Source organism: Pseudoflavonifractor sp. An85, assembly GCF_002161235.1.
Lineage (GTDB): Bacteria > Bacillota > Clostridia > Oscillospirales > Oscillospiraceae > Enterenecus.
The window spans coordinates 1-21,122 of record NZ_NFHE01000019.1 but is presented as its reverse complement, the minus strand read 5'-3'; the positions used below and the strand labels follow the sequence as shown (position 1 = coordinate 21,122).

The window sequence follows — 21,122 nt, the reverse complement described above, 5'->3', positions numbered from 1 at the left end:
CTCCTTATTCAAAACAACTTCTCACGATCTCAATGATCTGATCCTGCTCTTCCACCGTCATCTTGTTGTCGCTGGGCAGGCACAAACCGCGCTCAAAAATATCCATGCCCACATCCACGCCACTACCTGCAATGTAGGCATTGGTATTGGCACGGCCGTTCCCCTCCCGAGTGACAAAGCCGTGCATACGGTAGATGGGCTGCATGTGCATGGGCTTCCAGATGGGGCGTCCTTCAGCGTTGTACGCTGCCAACTTCTCCAGAATCTCGGTGGGGCAGCTCTTCCCTGCCTCGCTGATGTACAGAGCCTTTTGCTCGCCACGCACCTGGCGGCACATGGCCTCCCGGTCGATGAGCAGGCAGGACAGCCAGAAGTTCGGCTCACACACCGTCTCGTCATAGGGATTCATGGTCACAGGCAAATCTTTGAACCCCTCCTTATACCGCATATAGATGGCCTTTTTCTGGGCAATGTGCTCTTCCAGATAGGGGTACTGGCCACGGACCACACCAGCAATCACGTTGCTCATGCGGTAGTTATAGCCAATCTCCTCGTGCTGGTACCAGGGCGCATTTTCCCGGCTCTGCGTGGACCACTTGCGGGCCTTGTTGGCTGCATGCTCATCGTCAGTCAGGAGCATACCGCCAGAAGACCCGGTGATGATCTTATTCCCATTAAAAGAAATGGCACGGTAATTGCCGAAAGTACCAGTCTGCTGACCCTTGTAAGTAGCACCCAGGGACTCTGCTGCGTCCTCAATGAGGACAGCGCCATGCTTGTGGCAGATTTCCCGGATCTCATCCACCTTGGCAGGTGTGCCGTACAGATGCACCAGCACTACCACCTTCACCTCAGGATATAGTTCAAATGCCTTCTCCAGAGCCACAGGGTCCATGTTCCAGGTGTCACGCTCAGTGTCAATGAACACCGGCACGCCACCCTCATACACCACCGGATTCACGGTAGCCCCGAAGGTCATATCAGAGCAGAACACCTTGTCTCCAGGCTTCACGCCAGCCAGCTTTACACACAAATGAAGTGCAGCGGTCCCTGCAGAAAGAGCCACGGCATACTGGCATCCCACCTTCTCACAGGTCAAACGCTCCACTTCATTGATGTTTTGTCCCACCGTAGACATCCAGTTGGTCTCGTAGGCTTCCGTAATATATTTCAGTTCGTCCCCGTGCATCGTAGGGGTCGACAGCCACACTTTCTTCTCAAAAGGTTTCATAAAGAATAACACTCCTCTTGCTTGTTTCCACCGGGCAAAAACCCACTCCCAGTCATAACACAGTTGTAGTCTATTCTACTCCCTATTTCTTCTTTTTTCAACTACAATTCCCCTCAGTTTTTATTCCCATTTTTGTAACCTTAGTCATATTTTGTTTACTTCAAAGCGCATATTTATGTAATCAATTTTTTACTTGACAGCATCCGTTATTTTCATACCACATGAAATGACAGTCTTGTGAAATGCGAGACAAACTCCAACTATACTGTTCCTCGTTCGTACACAGCGTTTTTTTTGATGTGCCTGTCGAATTTTATGTGAGTAATTCTCAATGTCCACTTGCAGAATGCGTCATTCTATTGCATAATGCACAATAGAAGTCCAGCGCACCTGTGGATGCAGGCGCTCTCCATGTTCCCTTTCAAACCGGCAACAATCCCTCATGGTTCTCACAAGAGCGTACATATGTGGTAGAACACTCGATTATATGGCTCCCTCCGAACCTCCGGTAAAGTGCTTTGTTTGTCTCTTTGACTTCATTTCCGAAAAAGTTTATTAACCAGCTTACACAACCCATTTGTTTGTGCCTTTTCTTCATGATGTGTCCAAGTCAAGGATACATATACGTTCTCCCCGTCTTTTACCTTGCGGTGAAAACAGTAGGGGGCATCATGGGTAACGGGTTGAACTGTATCAAACACACTTTCGCCATTCACCCTCATGGTGCGATAATCAATATAGACTGGAATGCGATTGCCGTTTTTATCTCTAACATCCCGGCCTCTAAGGTTGATATTTAAAGTTCCATCACCCACACACTTCAGTGCTATGTCCAATCTTCCACAGCAAGATTCCAAGACGACTCCTACCCCATTGTTTCTAAACCAGCTTGGAGTCGATGCTTTGGCATCTTTGTCAGATACATCCAGCAATTCAATCCGATTCGAGTCACTGGAGACGTTTTGAAGATCCACACGGGCAGTAACATAATTCAGGAAATATGGTTTTTTCAACAGCTCATATTCATTTTCTTTCTTTTCGTTATCACCGCCACCATCATGCTGGTGTACAACTTCAAAGGGTAATTTTTTCAACTGCTCAGCTATAGATGAACATAAGCTCCTATTAGCAGCTACGTCTTGAATGAGTTTGCTGATACCCAGCACCGTATATGCATTCTCTAACGGCTGGTATTTTTTTGTTTTGACCTCATGAACAATGTAATCGTACACCTTTGGATCATACATTCTTCCAAACAAATGCTGTACGCTGTCAGAACGGAACAAACTCTCAACATATGCACTAACTTCACTGCTTTGGAGTGGTTGGTTTCTGCTTTCAGGGCAAGGTTTCGATTCTTCTGGCAATCGATTCGATGGATTGCAAAGCTTATTTACCCCCTGATCTTGTGTCAGAGCGCTTGGTACATACGGAATCTTCTGACTGATGCTTTGTGCATATTCTATTGTGGATTCATCAATCTTTCGTTGCCCCTCAAACGGGAAGGACAGAAGATCCTTGTCGTATCTTGAAAAAATCACTGCCATAAGCAGATTCTTATCTTGACAGTTCTCATCGTTCAGTTTTAGCTTGTGTAGCTCAGGATCCAACAAGGGTGTATATTTGATGAATCCGCCCAAATAATTCTCAACCAGATCTTTTCCAAAATGCATTCTGCATCTGGTTTCTCTGTAGAAGTTCAGGGTCAGATCCTGTGGATCAATACCTCTTCCAAATCTTTCGAATTTTCTCTGCATGCTCTCAAAAGAATTTTCTAATACGCGTTTGAGCGATTCTTCCAGCTGAGAGGATACTTCTGCAGGATATTTTTTGCATCGATTGAGACATTCACGAATATATTGTTCTTTGGATTTATTCCAATAGCTTCTGACACATTCACCACCAGAACCGCCAAAACAAGCTCGATTCGGCGACATGTAATTTAATTTCCAATACATTTGTTTATGGAAACAGAGCTTTATGTAAAATGAATCATTTATAATTTCATCCAGTGTATAATAAGACGGTGTACCGCTAATGACAGAACGATTATTCAAGGAAAATCCGTAATGTTCGCTAATACTGCTTGCAATTTTATAATCTTCAACATGTGTATGCAAGTTATCTTTGATCGAATTGACAAGCACATTGTTTAAATCAACCCCTGATCCATGCAAAAGCAAGAAGGTCAGTCTGGAATCAAAACCGCCTGACAGATCAGCTTGTATACTCATTCCTCGATCTTTGATATTTCTAATTAGACTTGTCCACTTGTGATACCAGCGATCCAGTGTCTTAAGTCCTTCTTCTGAACTGATGTTGATCGTATTTTCTTGATAGTCCATGTAGGAATACTCTAACTGTTTTGTCCCTATATTGATATGAATGACAGCATTTCTATCAACTTGTTCGATTTCATGAACCATCGTCTCTGAATACGCCACAGAGCACAGGTCTGATGCAAGCAACATGTTGCAATAGTCTTCATTCAAAGTAATGGTATAGTTTCTCTTTACATAATCGACCAAATATACAAACGAATTGCTCAGTGCAAAAAAGTCTTTATTTCTATAAATATAAATCCCATAACTTCCAATGAAATCCTGAAGAATACAGACTTGATTTCCCGTTCGTTTGATATAGACGTAGGCTCCTTCTCCCCAGCTGGCATAGCTCCCTGTAAATCGACTTCACTTTATGCCAATTTGTTGTTTACAACTGCAAATCCATACCATTTAGATGTAATATTATCCAGTTTTTCAGAATCTATAATGAAAAATTTCTGTTCTGGATAAAAAACATTTTGCTGCCCGAATTCCAACTAAACTTCCTCCTGTTCATTGTTGTCACTTATACCTTACGTATAAATCCTAAATACGCAAATTCTCCCAGAGTCTGGGATTTATTTGGTAGAATAAGATAGAAATTGTCATTCACTCCATATAGCGGACTTTTTATCCATATTCTATTAAATACCTTGTTATTTGTAAAGCCATCTCCGCGTATTTCCATGTAACTCCGGAGTCAATCCGCATATTTCTTTCGTTCACCCTCAAATCTGTGCTAAATTTGCAAAATTCTCTTGCAGAATGTGTCATTCTATTGCATAATACACAATAGAAATCCAGCACGCCTGTGGATGCAGGCGTTTCCCTGAAAGAGAAAGGTTGATGTTCCATGAGAAGTTCCGGTATTTTGATGCCCGTGTTCTCCCTCCCCTCTCCCTACGGCGTGGGAACGCTGGGACAATGTGCCCGGGATTTTGTATCCTTCCTGGCCCAGGCGGGCCAGAGCTATTGGCAAGTACTCCCGGTGGGTCCCACCGGTTATGGTGATTCCCCCTATCAGTCCTTCTCCTCCTTTGCAGGCAACCCTTACTTCATTGATCTGGACGATCTGGCCCAGGATGGCCTGCTACTGGCTGAGGAATACCAGTCTCTGCCCTGGGGGGAGAACCTCACCCAGGTGGACTATGGGACGCTGTATATCCAGCGCTTTTCCGTGCTGCGCCGGGCCGTGGCCCGCCTGCAAATCAAGCACCCCCAGGCCCTGGCTGCCTTCTGCTGGGAACACCATGGCTGGCTGGAGGACTACGCCCGCTTTATGGCCTTCAAAGAACACTTTGAAGGGATAGCCTGGTCCCAGTGGCCCGACCCCATCCGCCTGCGTGACCCCCAGGCAGTGGAGGAGCTGGCCCAAGAGCTGGCTCCAGACATTATCTTCTGGAAAGGGGTCCAATACCTTTTCTTTACCCAGTGGGAGGCCTTGAAGACCTACGCCAACGACCAGGGCATCTCCATCATCGGAGACCTGCCCATTTACGTGGCTGGAGACAGTGCCGACGTGTGGGCCAATCCCGGCCAGTTCCAGCTGGACGAAAACCTGGCTCCCACCGAGGTGGCTGGATGTCCACCCGATGGCTTTTCTGCCGACGGACAGCTGTGGGGCAATCCCCTCTTTGACTGGGAAGGCATGGCCCAGGACGGCTACCGCTGGTGGATGGAGCGCATCGCCTTCCAGTTCCGCATTTATGATGTGCTGCGCATCGACCACTTCCGGGGCTTTGAGTCCTACTACGCCATTCCCGCCGGAGACGAAAATGCCCGGCGTGGCCGGTGGCGGCCTGGCCCGGGCATCGCCTTTTTCAACCATTTGAAAGAGGCCTTGGGGGACCGTCCCATCATTGCCGAGGACTTGGGCTTCCTCACCCCGGCGGTGCATGAAATGCTGGCCCAAACGGGATATCCCGGCATGAAGGTGCTAGAATTTGCCTTTGACCGCCGGGACAGCGGTCAGAACCTGTACCTGCCCCACAACTATCCCGTCAACTGCATCGCCTACGTGGGTACCCATGACAACGACACCGCCTTGGGGTGGACCCAAACCGCTGACCCGGAGGACGTGGAACTGGCCCGCACCTACCTCAACCTCACCCCCAAAGAGGGGGAGAGCTGGGGCATGATGCGGGGCGTGTGGGCCAGCGCCGCCCAATACGCCATCATGCAGATGCAGGATGTGTTGGGCCTGGGCAGCGAAGGGCGGATCAACACCCCCTCTACCACCGGGGACAACTGGAAGTGGCGGGCTGCTCCCAGCTATCTCACCCCAGAGCTGGCCCAGCGGCTGCACCAAATGACCCGGTTGTATGGTAGACTTCCGCAATAAGTAAAAAAGGAGCGTTCCCTGCGGGAACGCTCCTTTTTTATGTCACTTCCGAAATGCCAAACAGCCGATCATATTGCAGCAGTTGGTAGTCCTCTTTGAGTTGGTCGTACTGGTTGCTCTCATAGTGGCTGTACGCCTTGCCCTGAGGATCGATGTACCCCACCGAGGTAAACACGGGAAGCTGCTGCTCCACCTTGCTCAGGAACTTGCCGTACAAATCCCGGTCCACCCCTGCGTAGTCCAGCAGGTGCTGACCCAGGAAGTTGAGGCTGGTGTACTCCCCGGCATTCTCCGTATCCAAGGGAGTGTTGGACCAGATCACATAGGGCACTTGGAACTTGGCCATGTACTGTTCCATGGTCATGTCCGACTGGGCAACCCCATAGGCTTTGTCCAAAAACTCCTGCTCCACCGAAGGGGGGTGGTCGCCGAACATGACGATGATGGTGGGCTCCTCATAGGTGGAGAAGTAGTCCACCAGAACCTTGAAGTACTCATCGGTCTTGTTGGCCAGGGTCAAATACTGCTCTGCCCGGGGGTACTGGCCGGGGCAGTCGGTGAGGGTCACTTCGGTGGGATAGTCCGGCTCCTCATAGCCACCGTGGTTTTGATAGGTGACGTTGAAGAGGAACAACCGCTCCCCCGGCTCCTTGTTTTCAAACTCCCAGATGATCTGCTGGAAGTCGGAGTAGTCGCTGAGATAGGCATGCTCCTCCAGCTGGGGTACATTCATGTCCGCGCGGAACTTCATCTCGTCAAAGCCCAGCAAGGGGTAGGCCTTGTTTCGGTTCCAGGAGCCCGCTTCACCAGGGTGGAAGGCCAGGGTGCGATAGCCCAGATCGCCCAGCAGAGAGGCCAGAGAGGGGGTCTCCTCGGTAATGTACTGCTGATAGGGGGCGCAGCCCGAGGGCAAAAATGCCATGGAGTGTCCGGTGAGGAACTCAAACTCGCTGGAGCTGGTACCCGCGCCAAACACAGAGGCATAGGCGTGACCATAAATGGCGTTGTCCAGAGAGTGAATGTAGTCGGTGACGCTCTCACTGAGGCTCAGGTTCCCAAAGCTCTCAAAGTCCGCCCAGGACTCATTCATAATGGCCACCACATTGTACTTGGGGGTCTCCTGCTGGGCAGATTCCTCCTCCCCTTCCACGTGAAAGGTCAGTCCCTCGCCATCGGCGTCTTCCACCTGGCTGAGGACATATTTCACGTTGTCAATGGTGGCGTTGGTGGGCTGCTCCACTTCCATGTACTTGGTGTTGTCAAAAAAGGCGCACAACGCCCCGTCGGTGCAATACCCCACCATCTGCTGCCAGGTGTAGGCGCCTACGCCCACCCGCTCCAGCACAGCAGGCTGGCAGAAGATGAACATCAGGCTCAAACCAGCCACCACACCGGCCAGACGAGGCATCACCGTCTTCCCCGTGGGTCGGAATTTGCCCCACAGGAGTTTTTTGCGCAAAAGAATCACGGCCAGCAACAGCACCGCCAGCCACAGATACATGGTGCGGTTCAAGGTCAGCTTATAGCTGCCCGACACTGCCGCTGCGGTCTGCAGCGCCGCAAAGTCCCAGGGGAGAATGGGGGTTCCCCGGAAGGTATTGACAAAATAGTTGGCAATTCCCCATAGGGCGCTGAGCAGATGTACCACCAAACTACTGAGAACCGGATAACCGGTCAAGGCGCACAGCAGCCAGTAAAGCCCCGCCAGCCACAAGCCGTTGGTCAGAACCGCCATGAATTTGACATCCACAAACTTGGTGCCCATGATCAGCTGCATCAGATAAAAGGCCGTCACGGGGGTCAGCAAGAGCAGGGTGACAAGTACGCCTCTACTTTTTCTGTCCATTTCTTTCCATTCCATCACGTTTTTTCTAAATTCCTTTCCTTTTTGCAAGCTTATGAAAACTATACACGATTTTTACATAAAAGTCAAACTTGCAACCACACAAAAAATTGCCGTAGACCTGGGAGCAGTCTACGGCAATTTGTCTTGTGATATGAATTTTAAGCGTGATTTTCCACGATTTCACCAGAGCGGTACGCCGCCACCAGGTCTTTCAAGTCTCGAATCTGCTCTTGCAGCTGACGGCCCACGTCGGTCTGTCGAATCTTCATGCGCTGCTCCATGCGCTCGAAAATCTCCGAACTGGAGGAGATGTCCCAGTTGTCGTGAATGGCCTTCTCCCGTCCGGCAAAGGGCTGGTGGGAGACCAGGCGCAGGCAGTTGGAATTATAAATGAGGGTGTATCCTGCAATGCCCGTGGTCTTCTGGTAGGCCTTGCAGAATCCGCCGTCGATGACGATGAGCTTGCCGCCTCCCTTCACCGGACTCTCCCCCTTTTTGGACTTGACGGGGATGTGTCCGTTGACGATGTGGCAGTGGGAGCCTTCCAGGCCGAATTCTTTGAGGATCTTATCACACACCGCCGGGTCTTGGTACAGCCGGTAGTAGGCATTTTTCTCCTCGGTCCAGGTGGACTCATCGGCAATGAGACGCCGCTCGAAGGTGGTCATGCGGTCACGGCCAAAGATGGGGCTGTTACGGCCTGCCCACAAAAACCACAGAAAATCCATGCCGAACTGCCGCTCCGGGGAGCCTACCTTATCGTAATATGCTCTGCGGGCTGCCAAGTCGGCAAAGTCCAAGAACTCCCGGCCGGACAGATTGTTGCAGCCAATGGAAAAGCGCATGAATTCTCCATCTTCGGTCATGGGAATGCAGCCGTGGAACAGCAGGTTCCCGTTGAACACCTGGTACAGGCTACCCTTGGAGTAGAGAAAACGCACATGGCGCTGGAGCTTCTCACTGTGTCGGAAGGAGCGGGTGAGCTGGTTGATGAGCTTCTCCTCCTCGGGGGTGAGGGTGTAGGGGTCGGCAGGGTCCACGGTGGGGAAGTCGGTGTCCTCCAGGGCATAGGTCTTGCCGTCAATGACAATGGTCTTGTCCTCGTAGTTGATCTTGTCCAGCAGCAACCGGTCGTCCATACGGAAGCAGGGGTTGCGCATGATCTTCTGCCCCTCCAGCTTGAAGAGGATGATGGTGATGGCCTTGTGCATCTGGGCGGCCAGACGCTTGTCCCGCTCGTTGAAGTTCTCCTCGTCCTCGTGGCTGATCTTCACCTCAAAGCGGCTGATGTCACAGTCCTTGTACACCTCAGCGGCAAACACCGACAGGGGGCGCAGGGAGATGCCGTAACCGGTCTCAATGACATCCAGGTTGTTGTAGCGCATGGAGTTGGCCAGCACCGTGGCCACCAGGGTGCGGGAGCCAGAGGCGGCACCCATCCACAGCACATCGTGGTTGCCCCACTGGATGTCCACGCTGTGGTGGTTCATCAGGGAGTCCAGAATGATATCCGCACCGGGGCCTCGGTCAAAGATGTCGCCCACAATATGCAGGTGATCCACCGCCAGGCGCTTGATGAGCCGGCACAGCTGCACCAGGAAGTTCCCCGCCCGGTCCAGCTCGATGATGGTGGAGATGATGTTCTCGTAGTAGTCCCGCTTGTCGGTGTCCTCATAGTGGGTGTGAATGAGCTCGTCGATGATGTAAGCATACTCTTTGGGCATGGCCTTACGCACCTTAGAGCGGGTATACTTGGCGCTGACCAGACAGCAGATTTCAATGAGTCGGTGGAAGGTGAGCCGATACCACTCCTCCATGTCCTCCGGGCTCATCCGCCCTTGCAGCTCCTCCAGCTTCTCCTTGGGATAATAGATGAGGGTGGCCAGCTGGTCCCGCTCCGCCTTGGACACGCTGGTGGCAAACAGCTGGTCAATCTTCTCCCGCACCACGCCAGAGGCGGAATTGAGGATGTGCTGAAATGCCTCGTATTCCCCATGCACATCCGAGATAAAGTGCTCGGTGCCCTTGGGCAAAATGAGAATGGCCTGTAGGTTGATGATCTCTGTACTGGCCGCCTGCACCGTGGGATACTGTTTGGCCAGCATGCGCAGGTAATGCAAGTTATCCGTTTCCACACCACGGGACGATATCTCCTTTTGTTTCATTCCGCAACCTCCTCTATATATTCACTTATGATGCAAGCAACAACTTAAATCCGGGCCACGCCAGTATCCCGGGCCGCCTGGGCCACCGCCTGAGCCACGGCGGGGCACACCCGCTCGTCAAAGGGCGCAGGGATGATGTAGTCGGGGGTGAGCTCGTCGTCGCTGACCAGCTCCGCCAGAGCACGAGCAGCGGCCTGCTTCATCTCCTCGTTGATGTCGCTGGCTCGCACGTCCAAAGCGCCCCGGAACACCCCGGGGAAGGCCAGAACGTTGTTGATCTGGTTGGGGAAGTCGCTGCGGCCGGTGCCGATGACGGCAGCGCCAGCCTCCCGGGCCAGGTCGGGCATGATCTCAGGCACAGGGTTGGCCATGGGGAACAAAATGGGGTTAGGAGCCATGGTCTTGACCATCTCGGGGGTGACCACGCCGGGGGAGGATACGCCGATGAACAGGTCGGTGCCCACCATCACATCGGCCAGAGAGCCGGACTTGTCCTCCAAGTTGGACAGCTCCAGCAGTTCCTTCTTCTCCGCATTCAGATCAGTGCGGGACGAGCAGATGGCGCCCTTGCGGTCGCAGATGATGGCATCCTTCAAGCCCATGGACTTCAGCAGCTTGAAAATGGCAGTACCGGCAGCGCCAGCGCCGGAAAATACTGCGGTGATGTCCTCCATCTTCTTGTTCACCAGCTTCAGGGCGTTGATGAGGGCGGCGGCCACAATGATGGCAGTGCCGTGCTGGTCGTCGTGGAAGATGGGGATGTCACACACTTCCTTGAGCTTGCGCTCAATTTCAAAGCAGCGGGGGGCGGAGATGTCCTCCAGATTGACCCCACCAAAGGAGCCAGCCAGCAGAGCCACGGTGTGGACAATCTCATCCACATCCTTGGAGCGCACACACAAAGGCACGGCGTTGACATCGCCAAAAGCCTTGAACAGCACACACTTGCCCTCCATCACCGGCATACCGGCCTCGGGGCCAATGTCGCCCAGGCCCAGCACGGCGGTACCGTCGGTGACCACCGCCACGGTGTTCCACCGGCCGGTGAGCTCGTAGCTTTTGCTGATGTCCTTTTGAATCTCCAGGCAGGGCTGAGCCACGCCGGGGGTATAGGCCAGGGAGAGGGCCTCACGATCCTTGACCTCCATCTTGGGCACCATATCCAGCTTGCCCCGCCACTGGTAGTGACGCTTCAACGATTCTGCTGCGTAATCCATATCTCTTAAACTCCTTTTTCCACTCTTCCATCTGGGATGGAAGGAATTGTTATGCAATAGTGTTATCATATCACACCATGTTTCAAAATAAAAGAACCCTTCCCACACGTCGCCTACCAAGGTCTCTGCTTTAATCAAACAGGACCTCCCAGTTGGGACTGTGGAACGCATCGAAGCACATACGGATCTGTTCCTCGCTGTTTTTTTCCGTTGCCAATGTTGGCAGTTCCTCCGCCGAGAAATAGGCAAACCCTTGGGTCTCGATGTTTTGTTCAAAGTGGCCGCCAACCACGGTACATAAGACAAAAATCTTGCATACACCGTAGGGGTATACGGGCAAATTGTGCTTTGACCGATCCTGTACGGCTATGATTTTGTCCGCAGTGACATCCAGGCCGGCTTCCTCCTTGACCTCTTTGATGGTGTTCTCTTTCACCGAGACATCCACATCGCACCAACCGCCCGGGAGCGCCCATCGGCCGTCATGCTCCTGCACCAGCAGGATTTTCCCCTGGTCAAACATGGCTGCCCTCGTGTCAATTTTCGGCGTTTGATACCCCGTTTCGTTGCAAAACAAATCCTTGACCTTATTGAGCGGAAGCTCCGTTTGATGGGAAACCATTTCTGCTGCCACCGTGCGGATTCTCTCAAACCGTTCCAAATCAAATTTGTCTTTGGAATAGAACAGGCCTGCCTGCGCGATGCTCTGTAATTCCATGGCCCACTCCAACCATTTTTCCTGTGTGTCCATTTCAAACTCCTCATAAAATTCCGATTTGTTTCCTTGAATATGCCTGTGAATGGAATTGTTGTGCAATAGTGATATCATATCATACCATCTTGCAAAATAAAAGAGCTATGCCCACAGTTTTCACGGCTTCATCTTGTAATTCCATGCCAAACCCTGTATAATCGTTGAGAATATATAACGTCTGAAAGGATGTCCTTATCTATGAAGCTCGGTATTGTGGGTCTGCCCAACGTGGGCAAATCGACCCTGTTCAACGCCATTACCAATGCCGGCGCAGAGAGCGCCAACTACCCCTTCTGCACCATCGACCCCAACGTGGGCATCGTAGCCGTTCCCGACCCCCGTCTGGACTGGCTCAGCGAGTTCTACAAACCCAAAAAGACCACTCCCGCCGTGGTGGAGTTCGTGGACATCGCCGGTCTGGTGAAGGGCGCCAGCCGTGGCGAAGGTCTGGGCAACAAGTTTTTGGCCAACATCCGGGAGTGTGCCGCCATCGTCCACGTGGTGCGCTGCTTTGACGACGAGAACGTCATCCACGTAGAGGGTTCCACCAACCCCATCCGTGACATTGATATCATCGACCTGGAGCTCATCATGGCCGACGTGGAGATGGCCGAGCGCCGCATTGACAAGGCCACCAAGGCTGCCAAGGCGGACAAGAAGTTCCTCCACGAAGCCGAGGTGTTCCAGGGCCTGCGGGACTGGCTCAACGAGGGCAAGTCTGCCCGCAGCTACCTCAGCCAGGTGGATGAGGAGGACGCCGCCCTCATCGCCACCAGCGAACTACTCTCCCTCAAGCCTGTCATCTACGCCGCCAACCTGGACGAGGAGGGCTTCTCCCACCCCAGCGAGGTGGAGTACTATCAGCAGGTGTCCCAGCGGGCTGCTGAGGAAGGTGCTCAGTGCATTCCCGTCTGTGCCCAGCTGGAGGCGGAGATCGCCCAGCTGGACGGCGAGGAAAAGGCCATGTTCCTGGAGGACCTGGGCATTGAGCAGTCCGGTCTGGACCGTCTGGTCAACGCCAGCTATACCCTGCTGGGCCTCATCTCCTACCTCACCGCTGGTGAGGACGAGTGCCGCGCCTGGACTATCACCAACGGCACCAAGGCCCCCCAGGCCGCCGGTAAGATCCACTCCGACTTCGAGCGTGGCTTCATCCGGGCCGAAACCGTAGCCTTTGAGGATCTGAAGGCCTGCGGCTCCATGGCCGCTGCCCGTGAGAAGGGCCTGATCCGCTCTGAGGGCAAGGACTATGTGGTCAAGGACGGAGACATTATTTTGTTCCGGTTTAATGTATAAACACCGCAGCGAGGGAACACCCTGTGTTCCCTCCTGCTGTTTTCATGAGAAAGACAAAAGAGAAGGAGTCAAGCAGATGAAACAAAACAATTCCGACGTGGTGTTTCAGTGGAAGGGTGTCCCACCTACGGGCCAGCTCATTCCCCTGGGACTCCAGCACGTGGTGGCTGCCGTTGTGGGCATCATCACCCCCGCCATTCTCATCTCCAACACTTGTAGCCTCAGCGAGGAGCAGAAGACCCTGATGATTCAGGTCTCCCTCATCCTCACTGCCCTGGCTACCCTCCTCCAGCTGTTCCCCATCTTTGGGCGGGTTGGAGCTGGACTGCCTGTCATCATGGGCATCAGCTTTGCCTACATTCCCACCCTCCAGGCCATTGGAGCTGAGTTCGGCATTGCCACCATCCTGGGCGCAGAGATCATCGGTGGCTGTGTGGCCATCGTCTTCGGCATCTTCGTCAAGTGGATTCGCCCCCTCTTCCCGCCTCTGGTCACCGGCACCGTCATCTTCACCATCGGCCTGTCCCTCTACCCCACCGCTGTGAAGTACATGGCTGGTGGGGCGGGCACCCCTGAGTTCGGCACCCCCAAGAGCTGGCTGGTGGCCCTGATCACCCTGGTGGTGGTCATTGCCCTGACCAACTTCACCCACGGCATCACCAAGCTGGGTGCCATCCTCATCGGCATGATCGTGGGCTACGTCATTTCCATCCCCCTGGAACTGGTGGACTTCTCCTCCATCGGCTCTGCCCAGTGGTTCGCCCTGCCCCAGTTCATGCCCTTTGAGATCAAGTTTGTCCCCTCCGCCGCTGTGTCTCTGAGCATTGTGTATGTGGTCAACGCCGTGCAGACCATCGGTGACCTCAGCTCCACCACCATGGGTGGTCTGGACCGCATGCCCACCGACAAAGAGCTGTCCGGCGGCATCATCGGTCAGGGCGTCATGAGCGTCCTGGGCGCCTTCTTCGGCGGCCTGCCCACCGCCACTTACAGCCAGAACGTGGGCATCGTCACCGTCAACCGGGTCATCAACCGCTCCGTGTTCGCCCTGGCCTCCGGCATCCTGCTGGTGGCGGGCCTGATGCCCAAGTTTGCCTCTCTGCTGACCACCATTCCCCAGAGCGTCATCGGCGGCGCCACCATCTCCGTGTTTGCCGCCATCACCATGACCGGCATCCGTATGATTACCCAGGGCGGCTTTACCCCCCGGAAGAGCGCCGTCATGGGCCTGTCCGTGGCCATGGGCGTGGGTATCACCCAGGTGTCCGGCTGCCTGTCCGGCGCGGGCTTCCCCGGCTGGGTGAACACCGTGTTCGGCTCCTCCTCTGTGGTGGTGGCCACCATTATGGCCATCGTCCTCAACCTCATCATTCCCAAGGAAGAAGATGCCCAAAAGTAAAATTTTTGCCGCCCGGCTCTGTACCGGGCGGCAATCTTTTTTATTTACTTCCGGTGGAACCGAAACCACCCTCTCCTCGGGCGGTGTCGTCCAGCTCCTCCTGCTGGGTGAACTGGGCGGTGAGATAGGGGGCAATGACCAGTTGGGCAATGCGGTCCCCCTGCTCCACGGTGCGGGTTTCTCCACTGTGGTTGTGCAGGGCCACCATCAGCTCGCCCCGATAATCGGCGTCAATCACTCCCACCTTGTTGGCAGGTGCCAGCCCCTGCTTGGTGGCAAGCCCCGAGCGGGCGTACACCAGACCCACAAAGCCCTGGGGAATGGCCAGAGCCAGCCCGGTGTGGATGAGCACCGTCTCGCCGGGGGCCACGGTGACCGGGCCGTCAGTGACGGCGTACAGGTCGGCACCTGCCGCGTCCACACTACCATAGGTGGGCATCTTGGCCCGGGGGTCTAAGAGTTTCACTGCAACGGATTGTGTCATAGGTGGATTCCTCCGTATATAAAAACTATTGTTTTTACCCCGGCAGCGGAGCTGCCGGGGTAAATTTCACTTTTGTATGGGCTGGATGGTGTGCTCGCCCTTCCACTCCACCACTTGCTGGGCTTTCAGACTGGAGGGCACGTCAATGATGCGCTGGTTGGCAGAACCACGAAAGCGCAGGCTCAAATCTTTCAACGCCTCCACAAAGCGGCCATCCACCAACACGTCGATGAGGGAGAGCATCTCGTCGGTGTGCTCACACCGGGCGCGGCTTTCTTGCCACAGCTCCCCATCCAGGGTATAGCCAGAGTAGCACCAGATCTCCTTGTCCGGGTAACGCTCCTTCACCCGCCGCAGGAAGGGCAGCAGCACTTCCTGATTGGACGGCTCGAAGGGCTCACCCCCCAGTAGAGACAGCCCCTTCATATAAGAGGGTGCCAGGGCTTCCAGGATCTTATCCTCCACCTCAGGGGTGAAGGGCTCGCCGTAGCAGAAGTCCCACGCCTCTTCATTGAAGCAGCCGGGGCAGTGGTGGGTGCAGCCGGAGACGAACAGAGACACCCGAACCCCGGGGCCGTTGGCCACGTCCGCCCATTTGATGGTGGCGTAATTCATACAAATCCTTCTCTCTTACAGGTGGAGCACCCGGGACTTGATCTCCTTGGTCTTACCCACATTCCAGAAGTTCTCACCCAGGTAGCCGCAGGTACGGCGGGTGACGTTCATCTTGTTGTGGTCCTTGTTGCCGCAGCTGGGGCACTCCCACTGGCCTTCGTCGTTGATCTGAATCTCTCCGTCGTAGCCGCACACCTGGCAGTAGTCGCTCTTGGTGTTGAATTCGGCGTACTGGATGTTGTCATAGATGTAACGCACCACATCCTCCAGAGCCTCCAGGTTGTGGCGCATGTTGGGCACCTCCACATAGGAGATGGCGCCGCCGGAGGAGATCTTCTGGAACTGGCTCTCAAAAGCGAACTTGGAGAAGGCATCCACATGCTCCCTCACGTCCACATGGTAGGAGTTGGTGTAGTAGCCCTTGTCGGTGACGTCTGGAATGGTGCCATACTTCTCCTGGTCGATGCGTGCAAAGCGGTAGCACAGGCTCTCGGCGGGAGTGCCGTACAGGGCAAAGCCCAGGCCGGTCTCCTTCTTCCACCGGTCGGTGGTCTCCCGCAGGTGGCGCATCACCCGCAGGGCAAACTCCTCGCCCTCGGGAGTGGTGTGGGAGCAGCCCTTCACCAGCTTCGTCAGCTCGTACAGGCCGATGTAGCCCAGGGACAGGGTGGAGTAACCGCCCTCCAGCAGCTTGTCGATGGTCTCGCCCTTCTCCAGACGGGCAATGGCGCCGTACTGCCAGTGGATGGGGGACACGTCGGAGTGGACCCCCTTCAGGGCATTGTGGCGGCACATGAGGGCCTCAAAGCACAGCTCCAGACGCTCGTCCAGCTCCTTCCAGAACTTGTCCTCGTCGCCACCAGAGACGATACCCACCTGGGGCAGGTTGATGGACACCACGCCCTGGTTGAAGCGGCCCTCGAACTTGTAGTTGCCCTCCTCGTCCTTCCAGGGGGAGAGGAAGGAGCGGCAGCCCATGGGGGAGAACACGTTGCCCTCGTAGTTTTCCTTCATCTTCTTGGCGGAGATGTAGTCAGGGTACATGCGCTTGGCAGAGCACTTCACCGCCAGGCGGGTGAGGTAGTCGTACTTGCCGCCCTTGAGGCAGTTGCACTCGTCCAGCACGTACACCAGCTTGGGGAAGGCGGGAGTGATGTACACGCCCTTCTCGTTCTTGATGCCCTCCAGACGCTGGGAGAGAATCTCCTCGATGATGGCGGCGTTCTCCTCCATGTAGGGGTCGCCCTCCCGCAGCACCAGGAAGAGGGTGACAAAGGGGGACTGACCATTGGTGGTCATGAGGGTGTTAATCTGGTACTGGATGGTCTGCACGCCGCTCTTCAGCTCGTCCTTGGTACGGGCCTTGGCGATCTTCTCCACGGTCTCGTCGTCCAGCTCAGGGGCGGCCTCCCGGGTACGGCGCAGGTACTTCTCATAGGTCAGGCGCAGATACTTGCCCAGGTGGCTCATCTCCACGGACTGGCCGCCATACTGGTTGGAGGCCACGCAGGCGATGATCTGGGTGACAATGGTGCAAGCCACCTGGAAACTCTTGGGGGACTCGATAAGCTTGCCGTTAATCATGGTGCCGTTGTCCAGCATATCCCCGATGTTCACCAGGCAGCAGTTGAAGATGTGCTGCACAAAATAGTCGGCATCGTGGAAGTGGAGGACGCCATCGTCATGGGCCTTGGAGATCTTCTCCGGCAGCAGCAGACGTCTGGTCAAATCCCGGCTCACCTCACCGGCGATGTAGTCGCGCTGGGTGGAGGCAATGGCAGTGTTCTTGTTGGAGTTCTCCTCAGCCAGATCCTTGTTGTCGTTGCGGATCAGAGCCAGGATGGACTCGTCGGTGGTGTTGGCCTTGCGCACCAGAGCGCGGGTGTAGCGGTAAATGATGTAGGCCTTGGCCAGCTCATACTTCTCCGCCTCCATCAGGCGCTTCTCCACCATATCTTGTATGTCCTCCACCAGCAGACGCTTACGCCCCTTGCTGGCTACGGAGTCGGCGATGGCCTCAATGGAGGCATCGTCCAGGCGGTAGGGCTCTTCCACCGCTAAATTGGCCTTCTGAATGGCCAGTACAATTTTCGCACGGTCGAAATCCACGGTGGACCCGTCTCGCTTGATTACTTTCATATGTAACGCCCTTTCTCCCGTAATTTTCTATCCTAAGCGGGACAAAGCGGCGGTCATTCCCTGTAGAACAACACACCGTCGTCATCGCATGCTATGGAATTCAGCGCCACCTTCCCCGGAAACTCTGGGATTTTCCCCGGTGCCGTGACGCTTAGACAGCATACCATATCTTGTGGCTGTTGTAAAGAGCAGCTTTTGTTTTTCCGAAATATTGTGTAGTTAGAATTTTTCCTGATATTCCTTTTTCTGGGACCCAACAACCTGTGTCCACATAGAATGGAGTGCACCCTGGTGGTTTCCCCTGGGAGACCACACGTCTGAAAGGAGCGAATGACATGAATCAAACCACTTGGAATCCCCAGAGCTGGGGAAGCCTGACGGCGGAGGAATTTGCCGCCCAGCAGTGTTCCGGCACCGCCACATCCAGCACTCAAACCGGCTGTGGCTGCCACAAACCCTGCACCTGCAACCCCTGCGCCAATCCCTGCCCCACCCCCTGTCAGCCCACCCAGATGATCTGCTGCTGTCAGCCGGTGGCCGCCCCCTGTCCGCCAGTGGTGGATGTGGAGGAGGGCTGCTGCTGCAAGCAGTCCTTCCGGGCGGCGCTCCAGCTGCTGTGCAACAGCCAGCTGGCCACCCTGCTGGACTTCAACCAGGCCGCCTTTGTCACCGATACCTACGTGGCAGGGGCCACCATCAACACCACCCCCGCTGGCACCACCCCTGCGGATAACCTGAACACCATGTCCGGGTCCTTCCGCCGCTTCTCCCCCTGCAACTGTGACCTGTTGGAGATCTCCGCCCTGGTCAACACCCCTCCGGAGACCAGCACCGGCGTCACCGCCACCCAGGTTCCCCTGTGCCAGCTCACCGCTGTGGCCCTGCAAACTGCTACCGCCCCCGCCTCCGGGGATATCACCTCTGACCAGGCCACCGCCAACAACTTCCAGACCATCCAGAAGATTCTCTCTCAGTGCCTCAACCCCTGCACCAATCCCTGCTCCACCCCCTGCGGGGCCTGTGCCTGCTCCTGCGCCTGCTCCGACGACGAGTGCTGCTGCGCCGCCGGTCTGCTCTCCACCCTGTCCCAGAGCAACCTCAGCCGCAAGGTCACCATCGTAGCCGGACCCTTGGTGCTCCAGGGCGTCACCCTGCTGGGCACTGTGGGTAACGTGCTGGTGCTGGCCAACTCCACCAACAACCGCATTTACTTTGTCTGCGTCAACCAGATTCAGTTCCTGGGCTGACTCAGATTTCTCTCCTCGAGCGGGACCGCCACGGTCCCGCTCGTTAGCCTTGTGAAACTTTTCACCATTTTTCCATTCTTACATTTACAACCGGTGTTTTTTGTTGTATTCTATGATTGACTATGTCTCATCGACAGCAAGGAGGAACTGTACAAATGAGAGGTGTAGAAACCCGTATTCAGGAGATTCGCCACCGCATTTTCCGCGAGGTGGCCCGCATGGCTTATCACACCGAGTGGCCGGTGGAGAAGCGCATTGAGGAACTGCCCTACAAGATCATTCCCGGTGAAGTGGGCAACTACCGCAACGACGTCTTTTTGGAGCGCGCCATCGTGGGTGAGCGTCTGCGTCTGGCCATGGGTCTGCCCTGCCGCGGCGCTGGCGAGCACGCCCCCCTGTCCGACAACATCGAGGCCGCCGCTAAGGACGAGACCTATTACACTCCCCCTCTGATCAACATCATCAAGTTTGCCTGTAACGGCTGCGCGGAGAAGCGGGTGCACGTCACCGACGGCTGCCAGGGCTGTCTGGCCCACCCCTGCGTGGAGGTGTGCCCCAAGAACGCCATCACCCTGGATCGCTTCAACGGCCGCTCTGTCATCGACCAGGACAAGTGCATCAAGTGCGGCCGCTGCGCCGACGTGTGCGAGTACAAGGCCATCATCGTCCAGGAGCGTCCCTGCGCCAAGGCCTGCGGCATGGACGCCATCCACACCGACGCCAACGGCAAGGCTGAGATTGACTACGACAAGTGCGTGTCCTGCGGCATGTGTCTGGTCAACTGCCCCTTCGGCGCCATCGCCGATAAGTCCCAGATCTTCCAGGTCATCCGCGCCATCCAGTCCGGTGAGCGGGTGTACGCCGCTGTGGCTCCCGCCTTCGTGGGCCAGTTTGGTCCCAAGGTCACTCCGGGCAAGCTGCGCGCCGCTATGAAGGCCCTGGGCTTTGCCGACGTGTTCGAGGTGGCCATCGGCGCCGACCTGTGCGCGGTGCAGGAGGCCGAGGACTTTGTCAACGAGGTGCCCGAGAAGCTGCCCTTTATGGCCACTTCTTGCTGCCCCGCCTGGTCCGTCATGGCCAAGAAGCTCTTCCCCCAGCACGCCGAGAGCGTGTCCATGGCTCTGACCCCCATGGTGCTCACTGCCCGCCTGATCAAGGAGCAGCAGCCTGAGGGCAAGGTGGTCTTCATCGGTCCCTGCGCTGCCAAGAAGCTGGAGGCTATGCGCAAGAGCGTGCGCAGCGAGGTGGACTTCGTTCTCACCTATGAGGAGATGTCCGGCATCTTCGACGCCAAGCACCTGGATCTGGAGTCCATGGAAGAGGACCCCAACGGCGTCAACGACGCCTCCACCGACGGCCGCAACTTCGCTGTGGCTGGCGGCGTGGCCAAGGCTGTGGCCAACGTCATCGCCGAGCGCTACCCCGACCGTGAGGTGAAGATCGCCAGCGCCGACGGCCTGAAGGAGTGCCGCAAGCTGCTGACCCTGGCCGCTGCCGGTAAGTACAACGGCTACCTGCTGGAGGGCATGGCCTGTCCCGGCGGCTGCGTGGCTGGCGCCGGCACCATGCAGCCTGTGAAGAAGTCCCAGGCCACCGTTGGCATCTACGCCAAGCAGGCCGGACACTCCACCGCTACCAGCACCGAGCACATCAAGGAGCTGGACAAGCTGGTGGACTAATCCACACCTTTACATGATACAAGCCCGTTGCATGTTTCGTGCAACGGGCTTGTTTTTACTTCCTCGTCCCTGGTACCCCCAGAAGGGGGCGCTCCGCTGGGGTGACTTTCTCCCCGATGAGAAAGTCACCAAAGAATCGCCTAGGGCGTTCCCCCCTAGGTACCCCCCTGAGGTCTCCTTGCATGGCGCTGGAACATTCCCCACCGACGCTGAGGGAAGGAGGATTGTCTTCTCTCCTTGCGCCGCTGCCGCTCATGCTCACCGTGTAGAACCGTGGTGCTTCTTTGGCAAAAGCGTCGGGATCAGGTGCAGACTGGCAGCCACCACCTTTGACAGGCCCTGTTCTTCTGGGGCAAGTGCTATCCACATTGGGACGTTGAGCGGC

General features: G+C 55.5%; 14 protein-coding genes. 5 read left to right on the top strand and 9 right to left on the bottom strand.

What is annotated here, in order from left to right; translation table 11 throughout:
* Positions 1–4: 4 nt before the first annotated feature.
* Complete coding sequence (locus B5G37_RS09690) at positions 5–1,231, bottom strand: aminotransferase class I/II-fold pyridoxal phosphate-dependent enzyme (protein ID WP_087256918.1); 1,227 nt, start codon at positions 1,229–1,231, stop codon at positions 5–7.
* A 536-nt stretch (positions 1,232–1,767) separates the two neighbouring features.
* On the bottom strand, positions 1,768–3,576 hold the full coding sequence (locus B5G37_RS09685; RefSeq protein WP_143482914.1) for a hypothetical protein: 1,809 nt from the start codon (positions 3,574–3,576) through the stop codon (positions 1,768–1,770).
* 832 nt (positions 3,577–4,408) lie between these two features.
* On the opposite strand from B5G37_RS09685, the gene malQ reads away from it, so the two are divergent.
* A complete protein-coding gene (gene malQ, locus B5G37_RS09680; RefSeq protein ID WP_087256913.1) occupies positions 4,409–5,896 on the top strand; it encodes a 4-alpha-glucanotransferase in 1,488 nt (495 codons plus the stop codon).
* Positions 5,897–5,933: 37 nt separating this feature from the next.
* On the opposite strand, the gene B5G37_RS09675 is transcribed toward malQ, so the two are convergent.
* The 4 genes from B5G37_RS09675 to B5G37_RS09660 form a co-directional block, all read right to left on the bottom strand.
* On the bottom strand, positions 5,934–7,742 hold the full coding sequence (locus B5G37_RS09675; RefSeq protein ID WP_242962858.1) for an LTA synthase family protein: 1,809 nt from the start codon (positions 7,740–7,742) through the stop codon (positions 5,934–5,936).
* Positions 7,743–7,900: 158 nt separating this feature from the next.
* Positions 7,901–9,907: a fructose-1,6-bisphosphatase gene (locus B5G37_RS09670; RefSeq protein ID WP_087256909.1), complete on the bottom strand. Its 2,007-nt coding sequence runs from the start codon at positions 9,905–9,907 to the stop codon at positions 7,901–7,903.
* Between the two features lie 44 nt (positions 9,908–9,951).
* Positions 9,952–11,124 carry an NADP-dependent malic enzyme gene (locus tag B5G37_RS09665; protein ID WP_087256907.1) on the bottom strand — a complete coding sequence of 391 codons (1,173 nt, stop codon included), beginning with the start codon at positions 11,122–11,124 and terminating at the stop codon, positions 9,952–9,954.
* A 130-nt stretch (positions 11,125–11,254) separates the two neighbouring features.
* Positions 11,255–11,875: an NUDIX hydrolase gene (locus B5G37_RS09660; RefSeq protein WP_087256905.1), complete on the bottom strand. Its 621-nt coding sequence runs from the start codon at positions 11,873–11,875 to the stop codon at positions 11,255–11,257.
* 201 nt (positions 11,876–12,076) lie between these two features.
* Here B5G37_RS09660 and ychF point away from each other — a divergent pair, with 201 nt between their 5' ends.
* Positions 12,077–13,174: a redox-regulated ATPase YchF gene (gene ychF / locus B5G37_RS09655; protein ID WP_087256903.1), complete on the top strand. Its 1,098-nt coding sequence runs from the start codon at positions 12,077–12,079 to the stop codon at positions 13,172–13,174.
* Between the two features lie 76 nt (positions 13,175–13,250).
* On the top strand, positions 13,251–14,573 hold the full coding sequence (locus B5G37_RS09650; RefSeq protein ID WP_087256901.1) for a solute carrier family 23 protein: 1,323 nt from the start codon (positions 13,251–13,253) through the stop codon (positions 14,571–14,573).
* A 40-nt stretch (positions 14,574–14,613) separates the two neighbouring features.
* On the opposite strand, the gene dut is transcribed toward B5G37_RS09650, so the two are convergent.
* The 3 genes from dut to nrdD all read right to left on the bottom strand — a co-directional run bounded on the left by dut (position 14,614) and on the right by nrdD (position 17,811).
* A complete protein-coding gene (gene dut, locus B5G37_RS09645; protein WP_087256899.1) occupies positions 14,614–15,057 on the bottom strand; it encodes a dUTP diphosphatase in 444 nt (147 codons plus the stop codon).
* Between the two features lie 66 nt (positions 15,058–15,123).
* A complete protein-coding gene (gene nrdG, locus B5G37_RS09640; RefSeq protein WP_087256897.1) occupies positions 15,124–15,672 on the bottom strand; it encodes an anaerobic ribonucleoside-triphosphate reductase activating protein in 549 nt (182 codons plus the stop codon).
* 15 nt (positions 15,673–15,687) lie between these two features.
* Entirely contained in the window at positions 15,688–17,811 is a 2,124-nt protein-coding gene (gene nrdD, locus B5G37_RS09635) for an anaerobic ribonucleoside-triphosphate reductase (protein WP_087256895.1), read from the bottom strand.
* Between the two features lie 335 nt (positions 17,812–18,146).
* Here nrdD and B5G37_RS09630 point away from each other — a divergent pair, with 335 nt between their 5' ends.
* Together B5G37_RS09630 and B5G37_RS09625 are read left to right on the top strand one after the other, a co-directional pair.
* On the top strand, positions 18,147–19,058 hold the full coding sequence (locus B5G37_RS09630) for a CotA family spore coat protein (protein WP_087256893.1): 912 nt from the start codon (positions 18,147–18,149) through the stop codon (positions 19,056–19,058).
* A gap of 155 nt (positions 19,059–19,213) precedes the next feature.
* Positions 19,214–20,737, top strand: a complete 1,524-nt coding sequence (locus tag B5G37_RS09625) for a 4Fe-4S dicluster domain-containing protein (RefSeq protein ID WP_087256890.1) — start codon at positions 19,214–19,216, stop codon at positions 20,735–20,737.
* Positions 20,738–21,122 lie beyond the last annotated feature (385 nt).